General features: G+C 52.9%; 17 protein-coding genes. 12 read left to right on the top strand and 5 right to left on the bottom strand.

The features are described from left to right. Nucleotides 1–329: 329 nt before the first annotated feature. The 3 genes from P40081_RS28230 to P40081_RS28220 all read right to left on the bottom strand — a co-directional run bounded on the left by P40081_RS28230 (nt 330) and on the right by P40081_RS28220 (nt 4,888). Complete coding sequence (locus tag P40081_RS28230) at nt 330–2,132, bottom strand: ABC transporter ATP-binding protein (RefSeq protein WP_042139482.1); 1,803 nt, start codon at nt 2,130–2,132, stop codon at nt 330–332. Continuing rightward, on the bottom strand, nt 2,089–3,825 hold the full coding sequence (locus tag P40081_RS28225; RefSeq protein WP_042139481.1) for an ABC transporter ATP-binding protein: 1,737 nt from the start codon (nt 3,823–3,825) through the stop codon (nt 2,089–2,091). The genes P40081_RS28230 and P40081_RS28225 overlap by 44 nt, the downstream gene beginning before the upstream one ends. 73 nt (nt 3,826–3,898) lie before the next feature. Then, nucleotides 3,899–4,888: a LacI family DNA-binding transcriptional regulator gene (locus P40081_RS28220; RefSeq protein WP_042139480.1), complete on the bottom strand. Its 990-nt coding sequence runs from the start codon at nt 4,886–4,888 to the stop codon at nt 3,899–3,901. A gap of 248 nt (nt 4,889–5,136) precedes the next feature. Between P40081_RS28220 and P40081_RS28215 the strand changes: the two genes are divergently transcribed. The 3 genes from P40081_RS28215 to P40081_RS28205 all read left to right on the top strand — a co-directional run bounded on the left by P40081_RS28215 (nt 5,137) and on the right by P40081_RS28205 (nt 8,567). After that, the gene (locus P40081_RS28215) at nt 5,137–5,676 is read left to right on the top strand and encodes an RNA polymerase sigma factor (protein ID WP_042139479.1); all 540 of its coding nucleotides are present in this window, start codon (nt 5,137–5,139) and stop codon (nt 5,674–5,676) included. Beyond that, nucleotides 5,673–6,782 (top strand): hypothetical protein, encoded by a 1,110-nt coding sequence (locus P40081_RS28210; protein WP_042139478.1) that lies wholly within the window; start codon nt 5,673–5,675, stop codon nt 6,780–6,782. Before P40081_RS28215 ends, P40081_RS28210 begins: the two co-directional genes overlap by 4 nt. A gap of 759 nt (nt 6,783–7,541) precedes the next feature. Further along, the gene (locus P40081_RS28205; RefSeq protein ID WP_042139477.1) at nt 7,542–8,567 is read left to right on the top strand and encodes a LacI family DNA-binding transcriptional regulator; all 1,026 of its coding nucleotides are present in this window, start codon (nt 7,542–7,544) and stop codon (nt 8,565–8,567) included. Nucleotides 8,568–8,721: 154 nt separating this feature from the next. Here P40081_RS28205 and P40081_RS28200 read toward each other — a convergent pair whose 3' ends face one another. Further along, nucleotides 8,722–9,675 carry a sugar kinase gene (locus P40081_RS28200; protein WP_042139476.1) on the bottom strand — a complete coding sequence of 318 codons (954 nt, stop codon included), beginning with the start codon at nt 9,673–9,675 and terminating at the stop codon, nt 8,722–8,724. 496 nt (nt 9,676–10,171) lie between these two features. On the opposite strand from P40081_RS28200, the gene P40081_RS28195 reads away from it, so the two are divergent. From P40081_RS28195 to holA, 4 genes are all read left to right on the top strand, one after another. Next, on the top strand, nt 10,172–10,813 hold the full coding sequence (locus P40081_RS28195; RefSeq protein ID WP_042139475.1) for a bifunctional 2-keto-4-hydroxyglutarate aldolase/2-keto-3-deoxy-6-phosphogluconate aldolase: 642 nt from the start codon (nt 10,172–10,174) through the stop codon (nt 10,811–10,813). A 720-nt stretch (nt 10,814–11,533) separates the two neighbouring features. Then, a complete protein-coding gene (locus P40081_RS28185) occupies nt 11,534–12,085 on the top strand; it encodes an RNA polymerase sigma factor (RefSeq protein ID WP_039309588.1) in 552 nt (183 codons plus the stop codon). Then, nucleotides 12,082–13,341, top strand: a complete 1,260-nt coding sequence (locus P40081_RS28180; RefSeq protein ID WP_042139473.1) for an anti-sigma factor family protein — start codon at nt 12,082–12,084, stop codon at nt 13,339–13,341. The genes P40081_RS28185 and P40081_RS28180 overlap by 4 nt, the downstream gene beginning before the upstream one ends. Nucleotides 13,342–13,628: 287 nt before the next feature. Continuing rightward, nucleotides 13,629–14,648 carry a DNA polymerase III subunit delta gene (gene holA / locus P40081_RS28175; RefSeq protein WP_042139472.1) on the top strand — a complete coding sequence of 340 codons (1,020 nt, stop codon included), beginning with the start codon at nt 13,629–13,631 and terminating at the stop codon, nt 14,646–14,648. A gap of 166 nt (nt 14,649–14,814) precedes the next feature. Here holA and rpsT read toward each other — a convergent pair whose 3' ends face one another. Beyond that, the gene (rpsT, locus tag P40081_RS28170) at nt 14,815–15,087 is read right to left on the bottom strand and encodes a 30S ribosomal protein S20 (protein WP_039309591.1); all 273 of its coding nucleotides are present in this window, start codon (nt 15,085–15,087) and stop codon (nt 14,815–14,817) included. A 180-nt stretch (nt 15,088–15,267) separates the two neighbouring features. Between rpsT and gpr the strand changes: the two genes are divergently transcribed. From gpr to hemW, 5 genes are all read left to right on the top strand, one after another. Next, nucleotides 15,268–16,278, top strand: a complete 1,011-nt coding sequence (gpr, locus tag P40081_RS28165; RefSeq protein ID WP_042139471.1) for a GPR endopeptidase — start codon at nt 15,268–15,270, stop codon at nt 16,276–16,278. A 160-nt stretch (nt 16,279–16,438) separates the two neighbouring features. Continuing rightward, a complete protein-coding gene (locus P40081_RS28160) occupies nt 16,439–17,851 on the top strand; it encodes a stage II sporulation protein P (protein WP_042139470.1) in 1,413 nt (470 codons plus the stop codon). Between the two features lie 30 nt (nt 17,852–17,881). After that, the gene (locus tag P40081_RS28155; RefSeq protein WP_042139469.1) at nt 17,882–18,400 is read left to right on the top strand and encodes a hypothetical protein; all 519 of its coding nucleotides are present in this window, start codon (nt 17,882–17,884) and stop codon (nt 18,398–18,400) included. Between the two features lie 225 nt (nt 18,401–18,625). Beyond that, complete coding sequence (gene lepA / locus P40081_RS28150) at nt 18,626–20,437, top strand: translation elongation factor 4 (protein WP_042139468.1); 1,812 nt, start codon at nt 18,626–18,628, stop codon at nt 20,435–20,437. A 240-nt stretch (nt 20,438–20,677) separates the two neighbouring features. Then, nucleotides 20,678–21,850, top strand: coding sequence for a radical SAM family heme chaperone HemW (gene hemW / locus P40081_RS28145; RefSeq protein ID WP_042139467.1), 1,173 nt, complete (start codon nt 20,678–20,680; stop codon nt 21,848–21,850). Nucleotides 21,851–21,893 lie beyond the last annotated feature (43 nt).

Here is a 21,893-nt window from a genome sequence, read left to right as displayed (position 1 = left end):
CTGGCGAAGATAAGCTGCAGCTTGCTTGGTGCTTTAGCAGGTGAGCGCACCGTCAGCAGAATGAAACGGACTGAGAAGACCTTATTTCCCTGAAAAACCCTTTTCCGGGACTTAAGCGGACTGAGAATCAGCTATCTTGCTCATTTGAGCCTGAAACAGGCTGTCGCAGGCCAATTAACGGAATCTGAGTCCGCTTAGCCGGCAAATCTGCCCCATTTCGGCAAATAGCGGATTTTCAGTCCGCCTGACTGGCTGAGGTTCCCCGATGGGCTATGGGGCTAAGATAAGCCCCGCCAAGCACTATATTATTCCCCGTGTGAGCAGCGCCGTCACGAACTCATAATATGACTCCGGCTCTCCTCCAGCAGCTCGGCATAATATCCTCCCCGCTGCCGCAGCTCACGTGGATGTCCGGATTCGGCGATCCGGCCTTCCTTCATCGCAATGATAAGATCCGCACCGGCAATCGTAGACAGCCGGTGGGCGATGATCAGCGTCGTTCTGCCGCTGGCGACGTTGTCGATCGCCTTCTGGATCAGCTTCTCTGTATGTGTGTCGATGTTAGCGGTGGCTTCATCGAGCACGAAGATCGCCGGATCATGGGCGATGGCCCGGGCGAAGGAGATCAGCTGCCGCTGGCCGGCAGACAGAGTGCCGCCCCGCTCAGTGACCGGGCCCTCCATCCCGCCGGGAGAGCCCAGCACGAACTCTTCCGCGCAGGAGGCCTGCAGCGCTTCCTGCACGTTCTCCTCGGCAATATCATCGCCAAGGGTGATGTTGTCGCGGATCGTGCCGGAGAACAGGAAGACATCCTGGAGGACAACGGAAATATTCCGCCGCAGATCATCCAGCCGGATATCGTTCACATTGACACCGTCAATCAGAATCTCGCCTTTCTGCACGCGGTAAAAGCCGTTGAACAGACTGATAATTGTAGTTTTGCCTGCACCGGTCTCACCGATGAAGGCGGCGGTCTGCCCTTTAGCAATCACGAAGCTTACATCCTTCAGCACCCAGTCGGCGTCGTTATAGGCGAACCATACATGGCGGAACTCAATGGTTCCGTGCAGGCGGTCCATCGATAAGCCGCGATCCGGCTGCTCCAGGCGGTCCTCCTCACGGATCAGCTCATAGATACGCTCTGTGGATACGAGGGCAGACTGTATGGAGGTGTACTTGTCGGCCAGGTCGGAGATGGGGCCAAAGAACTGCTTGATGTACGTCGTGAACGCAAACAGCACGCCGATCTGCAGGTTGCCGCCGGAGATCCGGCTGATGCTGTACCAGACCAGAATGGCTACGGCCAGACTCTGGAACATATCCGAGGCGGGCTTCAGCACACTGTTGAGCCGGACCTGAATCAGGGTGGTTTTGAAATATTCCCCGTTCAGCTTCAGGAATTGATCCTCTTTTTCCTTTTCTGCGCGGAAGCTTTGGATAACACGCATCCCGGAGATACTCTCAGCAATGAACCCGTTGATCTGTCCAATAAAGTGCTTCATATGGAAGAAGTTCTTTTTGATCCGGTTCTTAATGAAGAGAACCAGGAAGGCCATCACCGGAATCACAGTAAAAGAGACCAGCGTTAAGGACGGGCTGAGCAGCAGCATGGTGTAGATGATCCCCAGCAGCAGCAGGACATCCTTGACCAGCGAGATGACCACATCGGTGTATAGCTCGCTGATCTCAGCGGTGTCGTTGGTGGCCCGGGTAATCAGCCGCCCGGAGGAGGTCCGGTCCAGATAAGGCAGGGGGAGCCGTTCAATGATGGAGAACACTCTGACCCGCAGCTCATGGATCAGGCTCTGTCCCGCTTTGCCGGCAATCAGCGCCTGAAGATACGAGAAGATCCCGCCAGCCGCGGCTACGGTCACATACAGCAGGGCTAAGCCCCCAATCGAATTCAGTCCGCTCTGAGCAGCGCCTCCGATCAGGAAGTGGTCGATCACGCGCTGCAGAATCAGCGGCTGGATCAGAAAAGCGCCATTTACAATCACCACGCACAGACAGGCAAGCAGAAGCTGGAACTTGTAGGGGGAAGATAACCGCAGCAGGAGCCTTACTGCACCAGCTTCGGATTTGTCCCGTCTAGCAGACCTCTCCTTCTTCAAGCTGTTCGGTATAGATGTCATAATACATGCCTCCTTTCTTCAGCAGCTGCTCGTGGGTGCCCCGTTCGGCAATGCGCCCTTTATCCAGTACGATGATCTCGTCGGCTTCCATGATGCCCGATACCCGGTGCGAGATCAGGATATTGCTCTTCCCCTTGCGGGTCTGCCGCAGGCTGTTCAGAATTTGCCCTTCCGTTACCGCATCCACCGCTGACAGCGCATCGTCCAGAATCAGGATGGCCGGTTTCCGGATCAGTGCCCGCGCGATTGCGAGCCGCTGCTTCTGTCCGCCGGACAGGTTCACACCGCGTTCACCCAGCAGAGTGTCATAGCCGTCCGGGAACGCCTCGATACTTCCGGCAATTTGGCTGAGCGCTGCGGCATGCTGCACATCCTCGTCCGTATAGCCGTCTTTGAACAGGACAATATTGTCCTTCACGGAGGCGGCGAATACGAAGGTATCCTGCGGCACAACCCCAAGCCCCTCCCGCAGCGGGTCCAGGGCATAATCGTTGATATCCCGCCCGTCGAGCAGAATGTGCCCAGGCTTCACGTTGAAGAAGCGGAAGAGGAGGGAGGCCAGGGTGCTTTTGCCGGAGCCGGTCCTGCCGATGATTCCCAGCGTGTGTCCTTTTGGCAGAACGAGCGAGATCTCATGCAGTGCCGGAACATCGGAACCTTCGTAATAGAAAGTCAGCTGGCGCAGCTCCATAGATCCTTCCGGCTGAATAGGGACAGCGTTGGGGAGATCCGTGATTTCAGGCTGAACCCGCAGAATATCATTTAATCTTCCGAGTGAAGCCAACCCGCGCTGGAATATCGTCACGATCCGCCCGATCGACACAATAGGACTTACAATCAGACTGAGGTAGCCGTTAAAAGCGACAAAGTCACCAATACTGATCTCCCCCCGCAGCACCATCCGGCCGCCAAACATCAGATTCATGACGAAACAGACGGCGAAGCCGAATTCAATCATCGCAGGAAGGGCGGCGGACACTTTGATCAGATCCAGGTTGGCTTGCTTCATACGGCTGCTCAACTCACTGAATTTCTCCATTTCCGAGCGTTCCTGCACATAGGCCTTAATGACGCGGATGCCCGAAATGTTCTCCTGAACCCTGTCCGAGACGGCGCCGAACTGATTCTGTACGATTCTGAACCGGGTCTGAACCTTGCGGCCGCTGAAGAGCATCAGGAGAATGATGAAGGGGAGCGGGGACAATGTGAGTAGAGTGAGGCTGGGGCAGACTGACGCGAACATGAAATAGACCGAGGAGATACAGATAACAATTCCGTTAAAAGACATCGCCGTAGCCGGACCGAAGGTCATGCGCACCGCTGAAATGTCGTTGATGGCATAAGCGATCAGGTCGCCGGTCTTGCGGCTGCTGAAGAATCCGGGAGAGAGCTTCAGGAAGTGCCGGTACAGCTCCTCGCGGATGTAGCATTCCAGGTTCCGCCCGTTCGCGATAATAATGTTTCTCCAGAGGAAGGTACAGAGGAAGACGATAGCGGCAATCAGCACCATCCAGAAGACCTGGGTCAGCACCTGCCCCGGCTCAAAGCCGTTATTCTTCATCAGATCGACCGCACTGCCAAGCACCTTGGGGAACAGCGTTTGAATGAAGGAGGCGGCGAACATGAAGGCGAAGCCTATAATGTAGCTTAGCTTGCGTGACTTGAAGAACCGCAGTAATACAGATGAATTCATCGGTTTCCCACCTTTACAATACCCTTGTTATAGATAGTGCGCATGTTAAATAAAGAGCCCGGGGTTTACAAAATCACAGCTCCCGCACGGAGTCCCGCTCCACCAGTGTGCTGAGAATGGCGATGTTCTCGGCAGGCTTGCCGGGCTCAGCGATCCGTTTCAGCAGTGTGGCAACAACCGTACGGCATGAATATTCGATATTCAGATCCATCGTGGTCAAAGCGGGCAGCGAGAAGGCCGAGACCTCGGTATTGCCGCTGCTGAGCACCGACACCTCTCCGGGCACTTTGATGTTCTGCTCCTGCAGCTCGCGAAGCAGTTCAACCGCAGTGAAATCATGATCACAGATGAATGCGCTGGGCAGCAGGCCGTCCGCAATAAGTCTGGACAGTCTCAGGGGAAGAGTCTCATCCCGCCCCAGAAAAAGCTCATCATCCACAGGCACCCCGTGCTCTTCCAATGCAGAGGTGATGCCGGTTTTCTTTTCCTTGTTGCGGTAAGCACTGGGATCTCCAATGAAACCAATCCGGCGGTGCCCCCGGTCCAGCAGATATTTGCACTGCTTATAGCCCGCGCCCAGGAAACTGAACCATACACTGTCGTAATCATAGGCCGGTGAATAACCGGTATAGAAAATCAGATTCGGAATCTGCTCATGGATAAAAGAGGCATATTCCAGATTAAACCTGCCGATCAGAATAACCCCGTCGAACTTGAACCCCCGGCTCAGGCGGTAAGGCAGGATCAGCTTATTCTGATTCTCCTTATCCAGAAACTCGATGCTGTAATCGGTCTCCGCCTTCTGCAAAGCGAGCTCAATCCCTTGTACCATGTAGCTGAAATTGCTGTTATCATGCGAATAGGGCTTCTGGTGCAGCACCAGAATTCGGGCAGGCGTATGCTTTTTGGGCTTAATATAGCCCATTTCCGCTGCTTTCCGTACAATGGCTGCCTTCAGCTCGTCGCTGATTCCGGGTTGATTGCTGAGTGCCCGGCTGATTGATACAGGTGAGAGGCCCATGGCCTGGGCGATATGTGTGATCGTTACTTTTTTAGTCTTCAAAAGAATCCCCCGCTTTATCGTGCTGCCGCAGTATATCGCTTCCGGCACTGTTATTATAATCATCCATTCCATAGGAATCTACGATAAAAAACGTAAAAAACAACGTAAAAAATAAATTTTTTTAACGTAAATTTAAGGGCAATCGTGTGCATCTCTTATTCGTAAATAATTTTTGACATCAATATGGGGTTTACTGGGAACCGTATCGGATCTGCTGAGTCTTATTGGGCAAGAGGGGAGAGTGAAGCATGCAAAGTAGAGAGATGCCTTATAGCGTGACCATCGCTCCGTCCATAACCCTGCGGGAAATGATGGAGACTTACGGTTCGGATGTGTGGAACTATGCTTTTTTCTTAACCCGCAGCCGGGAGCAGGCAAGTGATATCAGCCAGGAGGTATTCCTTAAGGCATATAAGAGTGTCGGCAAGTACCGGGGCCAGGCCACCTTGAAAACCTGGCTGCTGACCATCACGCGCAACACCGCGTTCAGCTGGAGGCGGAACAGCTTCTGGCGCAGATTCGCTCCGCTTGGCGACCGGGAGGATACCGGAGAAGCAGCCTTGTCCGCAGAGAAGGAAGCCATCGGCAATCAATATGCGAACCGCATCTGGGAGATCATTATGGAGCTGCCGGATAAGTACAGAGAGGTGCTGGTGCTGGATATTCAGCAGGACTTATCGGTGGCCGAGATGTCCGCTCTGCTCGGCATCGCGCAGGGGACTGTCAAATCCCGGCTCGGCCGGGCCAGAAATAAAGTGAGAACGGCGATAAAGGAGGAAGACCTGTGAAGAAGGAATACGGGGACGAACAAGTACAAGTAATGAGCGGAACGCAGGATTGGTATGGCAAAGCAGGACGCAACCCGCTGGCCGAGCCGGGCTTTACACCGCAGCTGATGGCCAAGATTGAACAGGCTGCCGAGGAGCGTTCTGCGGGAAAACGCAGTCTGCGGTTCGGGCGTATAGCAGGGCTTGGCGGACTGGCAGCGGTCTTGCTGTTCGGAGTGCTCCTATGGCCGTTCGGACAATGGGGGGACAGCAATCCGATGGGGCAGCTGGCGGCGATCTTCAACCAAAGTTCTGGTGCAGCGGCAATTCAGCCTTCGGCATCACCTGCAGCTACTTCTTCCTCATCGCCGCAATCTTACAATCCGCCGATTGGCTCTGCTGAATTTGAGATAGGCGGGATGAAGTACTACATGCCCCTTCCTTTAAACAGAAATAAAGGACTTGCGCGTGCCGTAGAAACGAATGCCGGGATTGTATGGTCGCCTCCACCCCCGATGGTAAATTACAGTAAGCCTAAATACACACATCCTACTGAGCCGTACACCTTGTATCTGTCTCCAAAAGGGCAGCCGGAGCTATCAGAGGCTACCTCTAAGCGGATCTATTCCTTTCCGCTGTATGCGGGAGGTTCGCAGACCTATTATGAGTTGGGCGTAATCTTTGCCGGCGGCGATCATGTGGTTATGACCAGCAGCACATATACGTTAGGCAAGGGCGGAATCAGAACCCCGGTAAAACTCTCAGCCGTTAACGTAACTGCGGCCGCAGCCGGTGAGACCGTTACGCCAGTTGATCTGTTTACTTTGAAGAATGAACACTTCGAATACAGATCTTATCTTGCAATCGATAAAGTGAATGATGATATGCTGCTCGTCTATTATAGCGACAATAGTCATAACGGTTACGACGTCCATGGCCGGCTATACGACATGGAAACAGGCGGAATTCAGGACGTGGTCAGCAAGATCGGCATGGACATTCAGGGGCAGCAGCAGACGGCTACTTATGAAGTGAACGGGACAAAACGTAAAGCGGAAGTAGTGTTCCTCCTCGGCCGGAAGTGGTATTCCGATTCCGAATGGCTGAGTATGTTGAAAGGACAGTGAGTTACACAGCCAAAAAGGAAATTGAGCATCAGGGTTTAATAATGATAAAACTCAACGATGCTGAGTGATGAACAGATTCATGTTACATTGCTTCACTATCGTAGCAGGTGTTCCGGATTGCGCGAGTTGGAGCTTGGTGCTGCCTTAGATGTCGGCTGATGCTTCCCGGGGCTCCGGAGCTGACGCATGCGAGGAGATGCAGGAGGAAACCCGGTAAGATTACGGGGGACCTCTTCTTTTTGCTCCCAAATCCCCAGCTTCGCACATTCTGCGGTTTCCTGCCAAACTCCTGCCCCTTACGGACTGTAAAGCGCTTATTATCTCTATTTGGCACATTTGACCACTCTTGCGGACTGGAGTGCGCTTATTGTTTCCAAATCGTGCAGTTTTCAGGTGATTTACAGTGAATAAGAGCACTGGAGTCCGCAAGCAAGGCGAAATGATGCTTTTTGAGAAAATAAGCGCATCTCAGTCCGAGCCTATCGTGCTGGCTGTGTTTTTAGTACCCTCTACTATCGCCTGCCCGCCGCTAATGCCCCGGCACTATCCGCCCAATTCGGAATCTCTTTCCCTAACCCTCGACACCTCATATTTCCAAATTCCGCGCCCTTAGCTCCATCCCTCTAGATAATTTACTAAAAAAAAGCTATACTTTTTGGTAATATCAGAAAGTAAAGTTTTTCTCCGTTTATCACTAGTAATCTTAGCGGTAACGTAACAACCGGGTTTGGTTCTATATAGAAGAGTGGGGCGGGGTAAATGAAAAAGCTGACCATAGAAGATGTGGCCCAGAAAGCGGGCGTATCGAAAAGCACGGTTTCGCAATTTTTGAATAAACGGTTCAAATATATGAGTGAGGCGACCAGACAGCGTATCGCTGAGGTTATCGATGAGCTGAACTACCAGCCGAATGGACTGGCCCGCAGCCTGAAGCAGAACCGTACGCATATGGTGGGTATTATTGTGGCCAATATTGATTATTCGTTGTCCATCCAGTGTATCCGGGCGATTGAGAATGAGCTGCAGCGCCACGGAATTCAGGTCATTATCTGCAACGCTGACGAGAATGCGGACAAGGAGAATACTTATGTGGAGACCCTGGTCGCCCGCCAGGTGGACGGTCTGATTATTTTCCCGACCGGCGATCTGCCTGCGCCATACATCAGGCTGATTGAAGCGGAATACCCGCTGGTCTTCATGGACCGGCTGGTAGACGGGATCTCGACCCAGAGCCTGCTGCTCGATAACGAGATGGCGGTGAAGACTGCGGTCAAGGAGCTGACCAAACACGGACATGAGGCGGTCGCCATATTGTCACTGCCGCTTGGCCTGAATGCTATTACCCCGCGCAAAGAGCGGATGAGCGGCTACAAAAAAGCGATGGAGGAAGCAGGCCTGCCGCTGCAGGATGCCTATATGCGCAGTGTGCCGCGGGAAGAAATCGCCATTGCGCTGGATGAGCTGCTACGGCTTCCCCAGCCGCCGACGGCGCTGATTGCCGCCAATGATCTTGTACTAGGGGAGATCCTTAAGTACGCGAACCGTAATGCCATTGCCATTCCCGGCCAGCTGTCCGTCATTGGGATTGACGATGCGGAATTCGCCCGGATCTATAATCCGGACATCACTACGATCCGCCAGCCGGCTTATGAGATGGGCATGCAGGCTGCGAAGATTATGCTCTCCCTAATCAACGATGCGGACGGCTCCGTGCCGATTACCTACCGTTTTCCGCCTTCGCTGCAGCAGGGCCAGTCGGTCCGGCCGCCGGTGCTGAAGAAATAAAACGGTTTATATAAAGTTCTGCACGAAAAGGAGCGTCATAATAAGCCGGGTGGCTTATTATGACGCTCCTTATTTCAAAATATAAGATTTCATATGCTGTTTGCTGAATCGCACTTTTTTGGATCAGACGTTCCCGGCAGCTGCGGGAAGCCGTTTACACGCCAGCGTTCATGAATTTCTCCAGCCCGTCACGGGTTGGAAGCCCATCCATATCGCCAGGCGACATTACGGCGAGCGCGCCGATTGCATTGCCGCGCTTCACAGCTTCGGCTACGCTCAGCTTCTCCAGCATGGCGCTGATTACGCCAACGGCGAAGCCGTCTCCGGCGCCGACTGTATCCACAACCTGCTCCACCTTGAAGCCGTCCACATAACCTTCTTCACCGGCGGACGTTTTGTAATAAGCACCTTCAGGACCGAGCTTGATGACAACAAGGGATACGCCGCGTTCCAGATAGAAACCGGCAATCTCTTCCGGAGTATCAAGGCCGGTCAGGATTTTGCCTTCACCGTGTCCCGGCAGGAACCAGTCGCAGCGGGTCGCCAGGTCATTGATTGTATTGACCATGGTTTCTGTGTCCGGCCAGAGGGTCGGGCGCAGATTCGGGTCGAGCGAGACGGTTTTGCCGCGCTGCTTCATGAATTCCATGGCATGCAGCGAGAACTCATGGCAGGAAGCCGAGAGCGCGGAAGAGATACTGGTGACATGCAAATGACCTGCAGAAGCGAAATAATCCTCATTGAAGTCAGCCAGGCTCAGCTTGGAGGCGGCGGAATTTTTGCGGAAATATTCAACCTTGGGATCTCCGGTCAGCACTTTGGATTTGATCAGCATGCCGGTGGAGAACTCCTTGGTCGTTGTAATGCTGTCCGTATTAATTTTCTCTTTATTCAGCGCACCGACGATGAATTGGCCGAAGTTGTCTTCGCCAAGCTTGGTCACATAACCGGTCAGGTGCTCCAGGCGTGACAATCCGGTGGCCACATTGCTCTCCGCACCTGCCAGCGCTTTCGAGAAAGAAGTAACCTCATGCAAGGGGCCGGCTTCATTGGCGTAGAACATGGCCATAGGCTCCCCGAATGTGACTGCATCCAGCTGTTTACTCATTAATAGTTCCTCCTAAAAGTTTTGATAGCATCGACTTCCTGAATTCACTTCGCAAAACTCGCTACGGAAGCGTACGCTTAAGTTTTGATAGCATAAGGCTTCCTGAATTCACTTCGCAAAACTCGCTACGGAAGCGTACTCGAAATGTTTGGTAAGCATAAGCAAAGGTTCAGCATGAACCCCGTATAAAGCTGTGGGATCGAATATAAATTGAAATTATCACATAAAACGGTTTTGTACAATATAGCTTTGCTCATTCAGCGGTCTTATTTTATTAGGAAGTTGCGTCCCTTAAGCTGTAACTCCTTGATATATAAGCTTTTTATGCGTTTATTTAAAGTGTATTTCCGTTGTTCACATAAATATATATTGACTGATGGCAACAATATTATTACTATTTTCTTAGAAGGATAAAGCCTGGTGTTAGTAAATTAGATAAATTAGTTTATCTAATTAAATATTCTTATCAGAATGTACCCAGAGAGGAAGTTTCTAAATGAAGAAAATCAAAGTATTGCAGAACATCACGTCTGTTGGCGTTGTAGCCGTTATCCGCGCGGATAATGCCGATGATGCTTATAAAATGTCGGCAGCCTGTATTGAAGGCGGACTGAACAACATTGAAGTCACCTTCACGACTCCGGATGCAGATGTGGCGATCAAGCGCCTCGTTGCCGAATATGGAAGCCGCGCTGTGATCGGTGCAGGTACAGTGCTCGACCCGCTTACCGCAAGAATCGCTATTCTGGCCGGTTCGGAATTTGTGGTCAGCCCTTCTTTTGAAGAAGATACCGCCAAGATGTGTAATCTTTACGGCATTCCTTATATGCCGGGCTGCATGACGCTGAATGAAATGAAGGAAGCCCTGAAGCTGGGCGTGGATGTGCTGAAGCTGTTCCCTGGCAGTGCGTTCGGACCGGACTATGTCAAGGCAGTTAAGGGCCCGATGCCGCATGTGAACATTATGCCTACCGGCGGCGTGGATCTGAACAATATGGAGAAGTGGATCAAGAACGGCTGTATCGCTGTCGGCATCGGGGGCAACCTGACTGCACCGGCCAAAGAAGGCCGTTATGACCAGGTCACAGAATTGGCTGCACAGTATGTGGCGAAATTCAAAGAGATCCAAGGTCTGTAAGCTGGCAGAGCCGTTCGCGGATCTGAAGCTTTATACCATGTGAAATGTCTTGCCTCTATTGGGCAGGGCATTTTTTTGTCTGCCTGATTTCCCGGATGTGTAAATGATGGAAAAGGGCCGATCAGGGCAATACTTACAACTAGGATTGGGGTGCTGAAGCGCCTGCCGAAATTGATGAGCTTTCCTGAAAGGTGATGCTATGCCGGGCGACGATATTCGCAGCAAGCTGTATCCCACTTTGAATATGGAAGAGGCGGAGTATATAGAAATCCGCTCCGCTGTACACGGCTGCAGGGTGACTATAGGGGCTTTTTATAAGCTGCACCGGAACTATAATCACCCGCAACTTTTTACGCAGGGGGAAGTATATGTGCTTGATGATGATTCCAGGGAGAATTATGCCGTCCTCCTGCTATGCGCAGCTACACTTTATAAATTATAGGGCAGTCTTCATTCGCAGGGGGTTAACGTGCGGGGCTGCCTGCTTTTCATGTCATTTTTGTAACAAACTTCTATAAAAGAGTATTTGAATGATTGAAGCATCCCCTGTATGCTTAGTAAGGATTATGGACCGGTCTGCGGCAGCCGCAGAAAACGGAAACCTGGTCTTCCTTATGGGGTTATTATCCAAGTTTGGTATTCCAAAAATATTGATTACAGGCTTGCAACAAATTCGCAGTCTTGCGCGTCAGTAAGATTGCATAGAGAGGGGGAACCTTCGTGGTGGAGCAGGGACTCATCAGAGCCGCTCAAGCGGGCGATCGCGACGCTCTAATCACCCTATTGCGAGAAATTGAAGGACATGTGTATAAGACGGCCTTCTACATTCTGCATAATGAACAGGATGCTCTGGATGCATCTCAAGAGGCATTAATCAGGGTGTATACCAAGATCGGCTCCTATGAGGAGAAGGCCCAGTTCAAAACATGGGTTCAGCGGATCGTGACAAACATCTGTATTGACAAGTTCCGGAGAACGAAGCCTACTGTTTCTATCGATGAGCACGAAATGGTGTTCCAGGATAATAAGCATAACGTAGAGCGCGAAGTGATGTCGGGTTACCTGGCGGAGGATATCCGCGAGGCGATCGATCAGCTTCCTGAACATCACCGGACGGTGATTGTACTCCGGTATTTACAGGATTTTTCTTACAACGAGATTGCAGACTGTCTGGATCTGCCTTTGAACACGGTGAAATCCTACCTGTTCAGGGCCCGGGCACAGCTGCAGAATAGACTTCAGGAGTATCAGAAAGGTGGTGTGTCAGGATGAAGTGCGCGGAGGTGATGGAATGGATGCACCGCTATTTAGATCATGATCTCAGTCAGGAAGAAATGCTTGAAATGTTCCGTCATATCGACGATTGTCCTTCCTGCGCGGAAGTCTTTGACCGGCTGACGATGCTCTCCCGGCAACTGGAGGAGCTGCCGGATGTGAAGCCTCCCTTCAGTCTGGTCGACTCTATCCTCCCGCAGCTTGAACAGCTGGACCGCGGCGTCCGGGAGGAGCCTGTTATGGTGGGATCTGAAGATCCCAAGATTGTTCCCTTTACACGCCAAAGCACCCGCGGCAAGAAGCCCAAGGGCGCTTCAATAGCAACACGGACAGGCATCGGTGCTGCTGCGGCAGCGGTAATTCTGTTATTCGCCGTCTTCAACATGCCGGAGAGTATGCCGGGGGCAGATATGGATCAGGCGTATAATGCAGCAGGAAGTGAAGCTTCCTCTAAGATGATGACGGGAGCCGCAGACAATGCAGCTCCGGCGGATACAGGACAGAACAACAGCACTGACGGCGGCGCTGAGATCTTCTTCTCAGAGCAAGCCACGGCGGAGCCGAATGCTGAAGAAGGTGCTCCTCTGAACAGTACAGGGCCTGCTGCCGGGGATAGTGCGGATGTTGCAGACAATGCTGACGGAGCGGACGCAGGTCCGGCTCCGGCCAAGGAGCCTCCGGCAACGCAAGCCCCTTCCGCCAAACGCAATGCCACAGCACCGCCGGCAGAGAATTCCCGGAAGGGCAGCAGCGGGAATGATGACCTTGCCGCTGATCCGGCTGCCCAGAGCCAGATATTCATGGGCACGGCCCAGGAGGATGCAATGGCTGATATGGCAGCTCCCGAGGAGGGTGCATTGCAGCCTTCCGCAGCACCGGAGCCTGGAGCAATGGGTCTGTTGCCTGCTCTGGTAGCTTCCCAGCCTTCATGGCCATCCCCGGACGGCCGTTATACGGCTGAGCTGGCCGGACAGCAGGTTGTAATCTACAGCGCTCCTGCAGGCAGTGCAGAGGGAGAACGGGTTGCGCTGAATTCTCTGCCCATGGAAGGGACCTGGGTCTCCGGCGTGTGGTCGGAGGATAGCAGCCAGTTCACCTATGTAACACAGCTGCAGGATGGTACGCAGGCAACGAAGACATACACGGTTCCGGGAGAGACATCAGCACCGGTTCCTTCCGTTGCTCCATCAGCTTCCGCTTCCCCGCAGTCCAGCCCGGTGATTACTCCGGACGCGGCAACGTCCAATAAATAATCGTGAACTGGAACTTTTTAAGCACCTGCGGAATATGCTAGGGTATGAGGACAGGAATTACAGGATTTGCGAGTATCATCGGTATGACCGCCGGATGGTAAGTTTCTAGAGCTTCCCTCTCCGTCGTTTATATAGATGCGCCGCTGAAACGGAGCAACTTTGGCCCTGGCTGCCGAGGTTGCTCCGTTTTTGCCTATATTTGCAGGCGTTTTTTTGTTAAAATGTATGAATGTATGTGTTGTACGTTGTACGCAACCAGGCAATGAAATGGAAAAGGAAGTGGCGGGATGGATGCCAAAACGGCGGCCAAAGACATCAAACAGGGGAAAATTTCACCGCTGTATGTACTGTATGGCAGCGAGAAATTCCGGATGAATGAATTCACGGCCATGCTGGAGGAACACCTGATAGCCAAAGAGGACCGTGACTTCGCGGTGATTCCCTTCGATCTCTCCGAAACGCCGGTGCAGGCCGTCATAGAAGAAGCAGAGACGGTTCCGTTTATGGTAGAGCGCAAGCTGCTGCTGGTGCGGGATGCCGCCCTGTTCACGGCAGGCAAGGAGAACGCCAAGATTGAACACCGTGTAGAGCTGCTAAGCGATTATATGCAGCATCCTGCTGAATTCAGCGTGATTGTATTTATGGTGAACAACGATAAGCTGGATGAACGCAAAAAAATCGTCAAAACAGCCAAGGCCTCCGGCACCGTCTTAGCCTTCAATCCGCTGGGTGCGGAGGAGCTGCTGCGCTGGGTGGAAAAGGGCTTCCGCGACCGCGGCTGTACGGCTGCTCCGGGCACAGCTGAGGTGCTCATTGCAAGTGCCGGAACCGGGCTGCAGGGCCTGTCGGCAGAGATGGACAAGCTGTGCCTGTTCGCCGGTACTGGCGGTAAGGTGGATGCTGCGGCAGTAGAGAGTCTGGTCCACCGCGGCACGGAGCAGAACATATTTACGCTGGTGGAGGATATCGCGAATCTGCGCCTCGATAAGGCACTGAATACGCTCTATGAGCTGCTGAAGCAGCGGGAGGAGCCGATCAAGATCGCTGCACTGATTGCGCGGCAGTTCAGGATCATCCTGCAGGTCAAGGATCTGTCCGGTCTGAGCTATTCGCAAGGGCAGATTGCCTCCCAGCTCGGGCTGCATCCGTATGCGGTCAAGCTTGCGGGAGAGCAGGCCCATAAGTTCGGCAGCCAGCGTCTGCGGCAGATTCTCAGCATACTGGCCGATCTTGATTATCAGATGAAGACAGGTGCAATCGATAAAGTGCTGGGGCTGGAGATGTTTATGCTTCGCCTTGGCGTGTAATCAGGTACAGGTTAGCGTAGCCTAAGAGCCTGTCCGCTCCGCATCCATGCGGGTGGGCAGGCTCTTAGGTTATTCCGGTATAAGAAAAAATAGCACAAAAAAACCTAACCGTATGCAGCATAGCGGTCAGGTTCTTCAAGTGCTCGTTATGATTGTCGCCCGTGGCTTAAGCTTGAGCCTTCAGAGCGTTCAATTTCTTAGCCAAGCGGGATTTTTTGCGGGCAGCCGCATTTTTATGAACCAGGCCTTTAGTTACAGCCTTGTCCAGCTTTTTGGAAGCAGCTTGGAAAGCAGCGTGAGCAGTTTCCACTTCCGTACCTGTCAGTGCTACATCAGCAGTTTTCACAGCTGTACGAAGCGCGGACTTCTGGGAAGCGTTCAGTGCACGGCGTTTCTCGATCGTCTTGACGCGTTTAACCGCGGATTTGATATTTGGCATTGCATTCACCTCCTGGAAGACATTCGAAATCATCATATGATTCACAACTTAAAATAGTTTAGCATGAAGGGTAGCAAAAAGCAACACTAAAAGCTTTTGAATTATAGCACCGGGGATTGTATAAACAGCGGCTTTCTCTCGCACACTATCGGCAATATGCTTAAGGAGGCTGAACTAATAATGGAACTGGATCTTCAGCTGTATTCGGTACGTACGGATTTGGCAGTGGAAGCAAAGGAAATGGCTCAAGCGCGGTCCAATGCGCCCATTCCCGGCGTCAATGAAGAGGTGCAGGAAGCAGATGGCATCAAGGTTACCCGGCTTGCTGTAGCAGACAATGCCGGTTCCCAGGCGATCGGACGGGCCATCGGCAACTACGTAACGCTGGAGGTTCCGGCACTGCGCGGAGGGGATACCGGCCTGCAGCAGAAGGTTTCCACTGTGTTTGCCCGTGAATTTGAGCATTTTCTGGACAGGATCGGCATTAACCGTAACTCCTCCGTACTCATTGTAGGGCTCGGCAACTGGAATGTAACTCCGGACTCTCTTGGGCCGCTGGTCGTGGAGAATTCGCTGATTACCCGGCAGTTCTATGAGTTGGTTCCTGATCAGGTCTCGCCCGGCTACCGGAATGTGAGTGCGATTGCCCCTGGTGTGCTCGGCCTGACAGGTATTGAGTCCAGTGAGGTTGTGCAGGGGATTGTAGACCGTACGAAGCCGGATGTGATTATAGCCATTGATGCCCTGGCCTCCCGTTCGCTGGAAAGAATCAATACAACGATCCAGATTGCCGATATCGGCATCCATCCGGGTTCAGGCATCGGCAACAAACGGCGGGGTCTGACCAAGGAGGTGCTGGGTGTCCCCTGCATCGCTATCGGCGTCCCTACTGTCTGCTACGCCTCAACGATCGTCAACAACGTGCTGGAGATGATGAGCAATCATTTCGGGAAGATGGAAGGCGGCGGTGCCCATACCAAAGAGATTATGGGTTTGCTGGATGATATCTCCGAGCAGGAGCGGCTGGCGCTGGTTAAGGAAGTGCTTGAACCGCTGGGGCATGACCTGATCGTCACTCCCAAGGAAATCGATGAATTTATTGAAGAGATCGCCAATATTGTCGCCAGCGGACTTAACGCTGCACTGCATGAAGCTGTAGATCCTGGCAATGTTGGTGCCTACACGCACTGATCTTCACCGTTCTTCACAGGCCCGCACAGTCTGCCGCAAGGCAGCACTGCCCTGCGGGTCTTCTCTATGTCCTCTCATTCTAAGGTTCTAGCATTACTCTTCCGCTCATAGATTTGGAGTATGAGAGATTACAGAGGGCTTAGAGGAGGACATAACAATCATGAACAGAAAATGGTTTCAGCTATGGAATATTGGCCGGCTGCGGGGAAGGCTGCTGGATGTTCTGTCGCTGGGGAGAACGATGCTGCTGCTGGCCGGAGGTTCACTTGTATTTTTCATGCTGCTTGGAGCCGGCGGATTGGCCGGACAGAAGCTGAACTCTTCACCCATTCCCTCTATGAAGGGCTTGGCTGCTTCACTCTCCAGCGGATTCTTCATGGAGCTGCTGGGCATGGAGGTTCCGCATTTGCCGCAGGGTGAGGAGCCTTCAGCATTCTCGGGCGACAAGGTTACCTCCTTCGTATTCCGGCTGCTCACCAGCGTCGACCCGGGCGATCCCAAAAGTCTGGTATCGCGTGAGATGCCCGGCCTTGCGGCAGATGATCCCTTCCTGCTCCGGGAAGGCTCCGGGGGGACAGGTACGGCAGGGGCGCCTGCGGATTATCATCCCGGTGTCGATGAATTAGCGGCTGGTGGCGAATCAGGAACCGGTGCTGATCCGGGAACGGACCTGGGCACAGGCACAGAGGCGGGGACCAATGATCCGCCTGCCGGAGGCGAAACGGACAACCCGGGCGGAGAAGTTGTGCAGCCGGAGGCTACGCCTGCACCGGATTCAAGCGGTACGGTTACAGACCCTGGTGAGAGCGAAGGTTATTCGGGGAGCGGAGATGCGGAGAACGGTACCGGGGATACCTCGATCAAACGTATCCTAATCTATCATTCCCATCCCCGCGAGGCCTATAATCCTCTGCTTGGCGCAGCGAGCGATAATCCAAGCTCTGCGGTTCCTTCCAAGAATGTAATGCTGGTAGGATCATATATTGCCAAGCGGCTGGAAGCCCGCGGGATAGGAACTGTCCATGCCCAAGAGGATTACGCCACGGAGGTGCCGGATTATAACTGGAACTTCTCCTATAAATATTCACGCATGACTGTGAAATCGGCGATGGCCGCCAATCAGGAAATGAGTGAGCTGATCGATATCCACCGCGACTCGCAGCGGCATGGCAAAACCACAGCAGAAATCAATGGTAAAAATTATGCACAGGTGTACTTCATCCTCGGGCATGCGAATGAGAATTGGAAACAAAATGAGGCCTTCGCCAATCAGATTCATCAGCTGCTGGAGAAAAATTATCCGGGAGTATCCCGTGGCATATGGGGGAAATCCTCAGGAAACGGGAATAATGGGGAGTATAACCAGACACTATCCCCGAACAGCGTGCTGATTGAGGTAGGCGGAATCGATAATTCTGCCGAAGAGCTGAAGCGGACAGCAGATATTCTGGCAGATGCCATCGCGGATGTGTACTGGGCCAGCCGGGATGCAGAGAAGGCGGCGGCGCCTGAAGAGGGCGATGTCAAACTGGAGGGCACGAGCGCGAAGACATCCGCAGGCGGTGCTTCCTGAGCTAATTCACTTGAAAAAGGAGCGGGGAATATGACGCGGTTCGGTAAAAAGCTGGTCATGGTCGGGATATGGGCGGGAGTCGGGCTTCTGGTGGGTCTGCAATTCGGCGGCGGCAGCGGTTCAGGAGTCTCCGGCGTGCTGCCGGGCTGGAACACTATGGCCGGGAATACTTCTTCGGCCGGTGGACAGCTCCCTGCAGGGCAGAGCAGCACAGCGGGAGCTGCGTCTCTTCCGGCCGCGGGTAGGGCTCAGGGCGGGCAAGCCTATGTATATGTGCCGGTTGTCATTGATCCGGCTACCGGGGCCTATAAGGTGCTGCCTGTGCAGCAGCCGGCTGCAGCTGGTACGGATACAGCAGCCGGGACGGTGAGCCTTCCGCAGCAGGAGGTGAAGGACTACACTACCCTCAGTCCTGAGCAGATTCTGATTCCCGGGGAACAGAAGCCGACCGTAGATGTGCTCGCGGACAAGACGGCCGGCCTGCTGCAGCAGGCTTCGCAGAAAAGCATCCGCTGGGTAGTCTCCCTCTTCGATTCATCGGAGGAGTGAAGGAGTGTCCGTGTGCAGCCGGACAGACTTCGAAGGTTAATATGTCATTATGGAACGGTTGCCGTTTAAATTGGAGCGCGCAGCCGTTCCTTTTTCACGGATTCTCCTGTAATTTTTGGCTGCCCCGGGTGTTTCTTTATTTTCCCGCAGCTGGCGGGATTGATGGGTGAAGCCCGTACTGTTATAATAAGAGGATTAACATTAGGCTGTCTGTGGGGGTAAGGAATGACTGACGTTCAGAAACGACAACAACAAATCCGCAATTTCTCGATTATTGCACATATAGACCATGGCAAATCGACACTGGCTGACCGTATTCTGGAGTATACAGGTGCGCTCACTTCGCGTGAAATGCAGGAGCAGGTACTCGATCAAATGGACCTGGAGCGCGAACGCGGTATCACCATTAAGCTGCAGGCTGTACGCCTGACTTATCGTGCCGACGATGGACAGGATTATTATCTGAATCTGATTGATACACCGGGGCATGTCGATTTCACATATGAGGTATCCCGAAGTCTTGCCGCCTGCGAAGGCGCACTGCTGGTAGTGGATGCAGCACAGGGGATTGAAGCCCAGACCCTGGCTAACGTGTATCTGGCACTCGATAACAATCTGGAGATTCTTCCGGTGCTCAACAAGATTGACCTTCCGAATGCCGATCCTGACCGGGTGAAGCAGGAGATTGAGGATGTAATCGGGCTGGATACGAGCGAAGCGGTTCTGGCTTCCGCCAAAGCCGGCATCGGCATTAAGGAGATTCTGGAGCAGGTCGTTAAGCAGGTTCCGGCGCCGACAGGCAACTCCGAAGAACCGCTCAAGGCTCTGATCTTCGATTCCCACTATGACCCGTACAAAGGCGTTATCGTCTATGTCCGCGTTATGGACGGAAGTATCCGTGCCGGTTCCAAGATTAAGATGATGGCAACCGACAAAATCTTTGAAGTTATCGAAGTCGGGGCATTCATGCCGCGTATGACCATTGTGCCTGAGCTGAACATCGGCGATGTAGGGTTTATTGTGGCCGGGATTAAGCATGTAGGAGACACGCGTGTCGGTGACACCGTGACGGATGCCAAGAATCCGACGCCTGAACCGCTGCCGGGCTACCGCAAGATCAATCCGATGGTCTACTGTGGTCTGTATCCGATTGAGACCTCTGATTATAATGATCTGCGTGAAGCGCTGGAGAAGCTGCAGCTGAACGATGCTTCACTTAGCTTCGAGCCGGAAAGCTCCAGTGCCCTGGGCTTCGGCTTCCGTTGCGGCTTCCTTGGACTGCTGCACATGGAGATCATTCAGGAGCGGATTGAGCGCGAGTTCAATCTTCCGCTGATTACTACAGCACCAAGCGTTATTTACCGCATCAAGCTGACTAACGGTGAGACCATTCAGATCGACAATCCGTCGCATTATCCGGAGATCGGGACGATTGACTTCATTGAAGAGCCATATGTGAAGGCAGGAATTATTGTACCGAATGACTTCGTAGGTACAGTTATGGAGCTTTGCCAGAACAAACGCGGCGAATTCGTTAACATGGAGTATCTGGATACGAACCGTGTAACCATTACGTATGAGATTCCGCTGTCCGAGATTGTATATGACTTCTTCGATCAGCTGAAATCGGGAACAAAGGGTTATGCTTCCTACGATTATGAGATCTCCGGATACCGCCAGTCGAATCTGGTGAAGATGGATATCCTGCTCAACAATGAGCAGGTCGATGCGTTGTCCTTCATCGTTCACCGCGACCGCGCTTATAACCGCGGCCGGGTCATCTGCGAGAAGCTGCGCGGCATTATCCCGCGCCAGATGTTCGAGGTGCCGATCCAGGCATCCGTCGGCACGAAGGTGGTTGCGCGCGAGACCGTTAAGGCGATGCGCAAGAACGTACTGGCCAAATGCTACGGCGGTGACATTTCGCGTAAGCGGAAGCTGCTGGAGAAGCAGAAGGAAGGTAAGAAGCGCATGAAGCAAGTCGGCAGCGTAGAGGTGCCGCAGGAAGCGTTCATGGCTGTGCTTCAGATTGAGTAGCAGCGTGCAGGCTCCTTGGAGCTGACAGCTGGATTATAGACCTGCAAGGGAAGCCGTAGGGCTTCCCTTTTCTGGAAATGTTATTTTTCCCGGAGAAACAGGATTAAGATAATAATCAATCGCTTATTTCTCGCAGAAACGGGTGCCGTCCTAAGCAGGGCGGCGCAGCCGTTTCTTCTTACTTTTCAGCAGCAGAGGCTGCAAATAGCTTTTACATTAAATAGAACAAAGGAGACAGCTATGAACACAGCAAACAATGGCCGTCCCCCTGAGGCCGTATATATTCATATCCCGTTTTGCACCAATAAGTGCTTCTACTGTGATTTCAATTCCTATGTCCTGAAGGATCAGCCGGTCATGGAGTATCTGTATGCCCTTGACCGTGAGATGGAGTTGACCGTGAAGAACACGCCTCCCGGTGTAATCAAGACTATTTTTGTCGGCGGCGGTACGCCTACAGTGCTAAAACCGGATGAGATGGCATATTTCCTGCAATCGGTCCGCAGACACTTCCCGCAGTGGGATGAGAATATCGAGTTCTCTATGGAAGCTAATCCCGGCACTACCGATATAGATAAGCTCAGAGTAATGAAGGAAGGCGGCGTCAACCGGGTGAGCTTCGGCGTTCAGGCGTTTCAGAACGAGCTGCTTAGCGGAATCGGCCGTATTCATGATGTGGATGATGTCTACCGCAGTCTGGAGAATGCCCGCGCGGCCGGGCTGGATAATCTTTCGCTGGATCTGATGTTCGGCCTGCCGAACCAGACGGTGGATATGCTGAGAGAGAGCATCGACAAGGCGCTGGCGCTGGATCTTCCCCACTATTCTATCTATAGTCTTAAGGTTGAGGAGAACACGCTGTTCCACACCCTATTTAATAAGAACAAACTTCCCCTGCCGAATGAAGAGGATGAGCTGGCGATGTATCTGCTGCTTATGTCCACCATGGAAGCTGCGGGTTATACGCAATATGAGATCAGCAATTTTGCCAAGCCGGGGCTGGAGAGCCGCCACAATATTACCTACTGGCGCAACGAGGATTATTATGGCCTCGGTGCCGGGGCGCACGGATATGTGGGCCGCCAGCGGCATATGAATATCAAGGGCGTTAATCCGTATAATGAAGCTACGCGCAGCGGGCTGCCCCGTCTGGACAGCTTCCCTATCTCCGAGCAGGAGGCGATGGAGGATTTCATGATGGTCGGCCTGCGGATGCGCGAAGGGGTGTCGGATACGGCATTCCGCTCACAATTCGGGAAGTCGCTGGAGGATATTTTTGCGGGATCGCTGCATAAAATGCTTAAGGCAGGGCTGCTGGAGCAGTCGGGGGAAACCTATCGTCTGAGCAAGCAGGGAATCCTGTTCGGCAACGATGTATTTGGAGAATTTGTCGGTGCTTTGACAGAAGTTTAATTTTAAAATACCCCTTGAATTGTAATTCACTCTGTTGTATATT

Origin of the sequence: Paenibacillus sp. FSL P4-0081 (assembly GCF_000758565.1) — a bacterium.
GTDB classification, from domain to species: domain Bacteria; phylum Bacillota; class Bacilli; order Paenibacillales; family Paenibacillaceae; genus Paenibacillus_AQ; species Paenibacillus_AQ phytohabitans.
This window is presented reverse-complemented; position numbering and strand designations above follow the sequence as displayed.

Coding starts and splice junctions, on each gene's coding strand:
- P40081_RS28230 (WP_042139482.1), bottom strand. CDS start 2,132: ATGACATCTATACCGAACAGCTTGAAGAAGGAGAGGTCTGCTAGACGG.
- P40081_RS28225 (WP_042139481.1), bottom strand. CDS start 3,825: ATGAATTCATCTGTATTACTGCGGTTCTTCAAGTCACGCAAGCTAAGC.
- P40081_RS28215 (WP_042139479.1), top strand. CDS start 5,137: ATGCAAAGTAGAGAGATGCCTTATAGCGTGACCATCGCTCCGTCCATA.
- P40081_RS28205 (WP_042139477.1), top strand. CDS start 7,542: ATGAAAAAGCTGACCATAGAAGATGTGGCCCAGAAAGCGGGCGTATCG.
- P40081_RS28200 (WP_042139476.1), bottom strand. CDS start 9,675: ATGAGTAAACAGCTGGATGCAGTCACATTCGGGGAGCCTATGGCCATG.
- P40081_RS28195 (WP_042139475.1), top strand. CDS start 10,172: ATGAAGAAAATCAAAGTATTGCAGAACATCACGTCTGTTGGCGTTGTA.
- P40081_RS28180 (WP_042139473.1), top strand. CDS start 12,082: ATGAAGTGCGCGGAGGTGATGGAATGGATGCACCGCTATTTAGATCAT.
- holA (WP_042139472.1), top strand. CDS start 13,629: ATGGATGCCAAAACGGCGGCCAAAGACATCAAACAGGGGAAAATTTCA.
- rpsT (WP_039309591.1), bottom strand. CDS start 15,087: ATGCCAAATATCAAATCCGCGGTTAAACGCGTCAAGACGATCGAGAAA.
- gpr (WP_042139471.1), top strand. CDS start 15,268: ATGGAACTGGATCTTCAGCTGTATTCGGTACGTACGGATTTGGCAGTG.
- P40081_RS28160 (WP_042139470.1), top strand. CDS start 16,439: ATGAACAGAAAATGGTTTCAGCTATGGAATATTGGCCGGCTGCGGGGA.
- P40081_RS28155 (WP_042139469.1), top strand. CDS start 17,882: ATGACGCGGTTCGGTAAAAAGCTGGTCATGGTCGGGATATGGGCGGGA.
- lepA (WP_042139468.1), top strand. CDS start 18,626: ATGACTGACGTTCAGAAACGACAACAACAAATCCGCAATTTCTCGATT.
- hemW (WP_042139467.1), top strand. CDS start 20,678: ATGAACACAGCAAACAATGGCCGTCCCCCTGAGGCCGTATATATTCAT.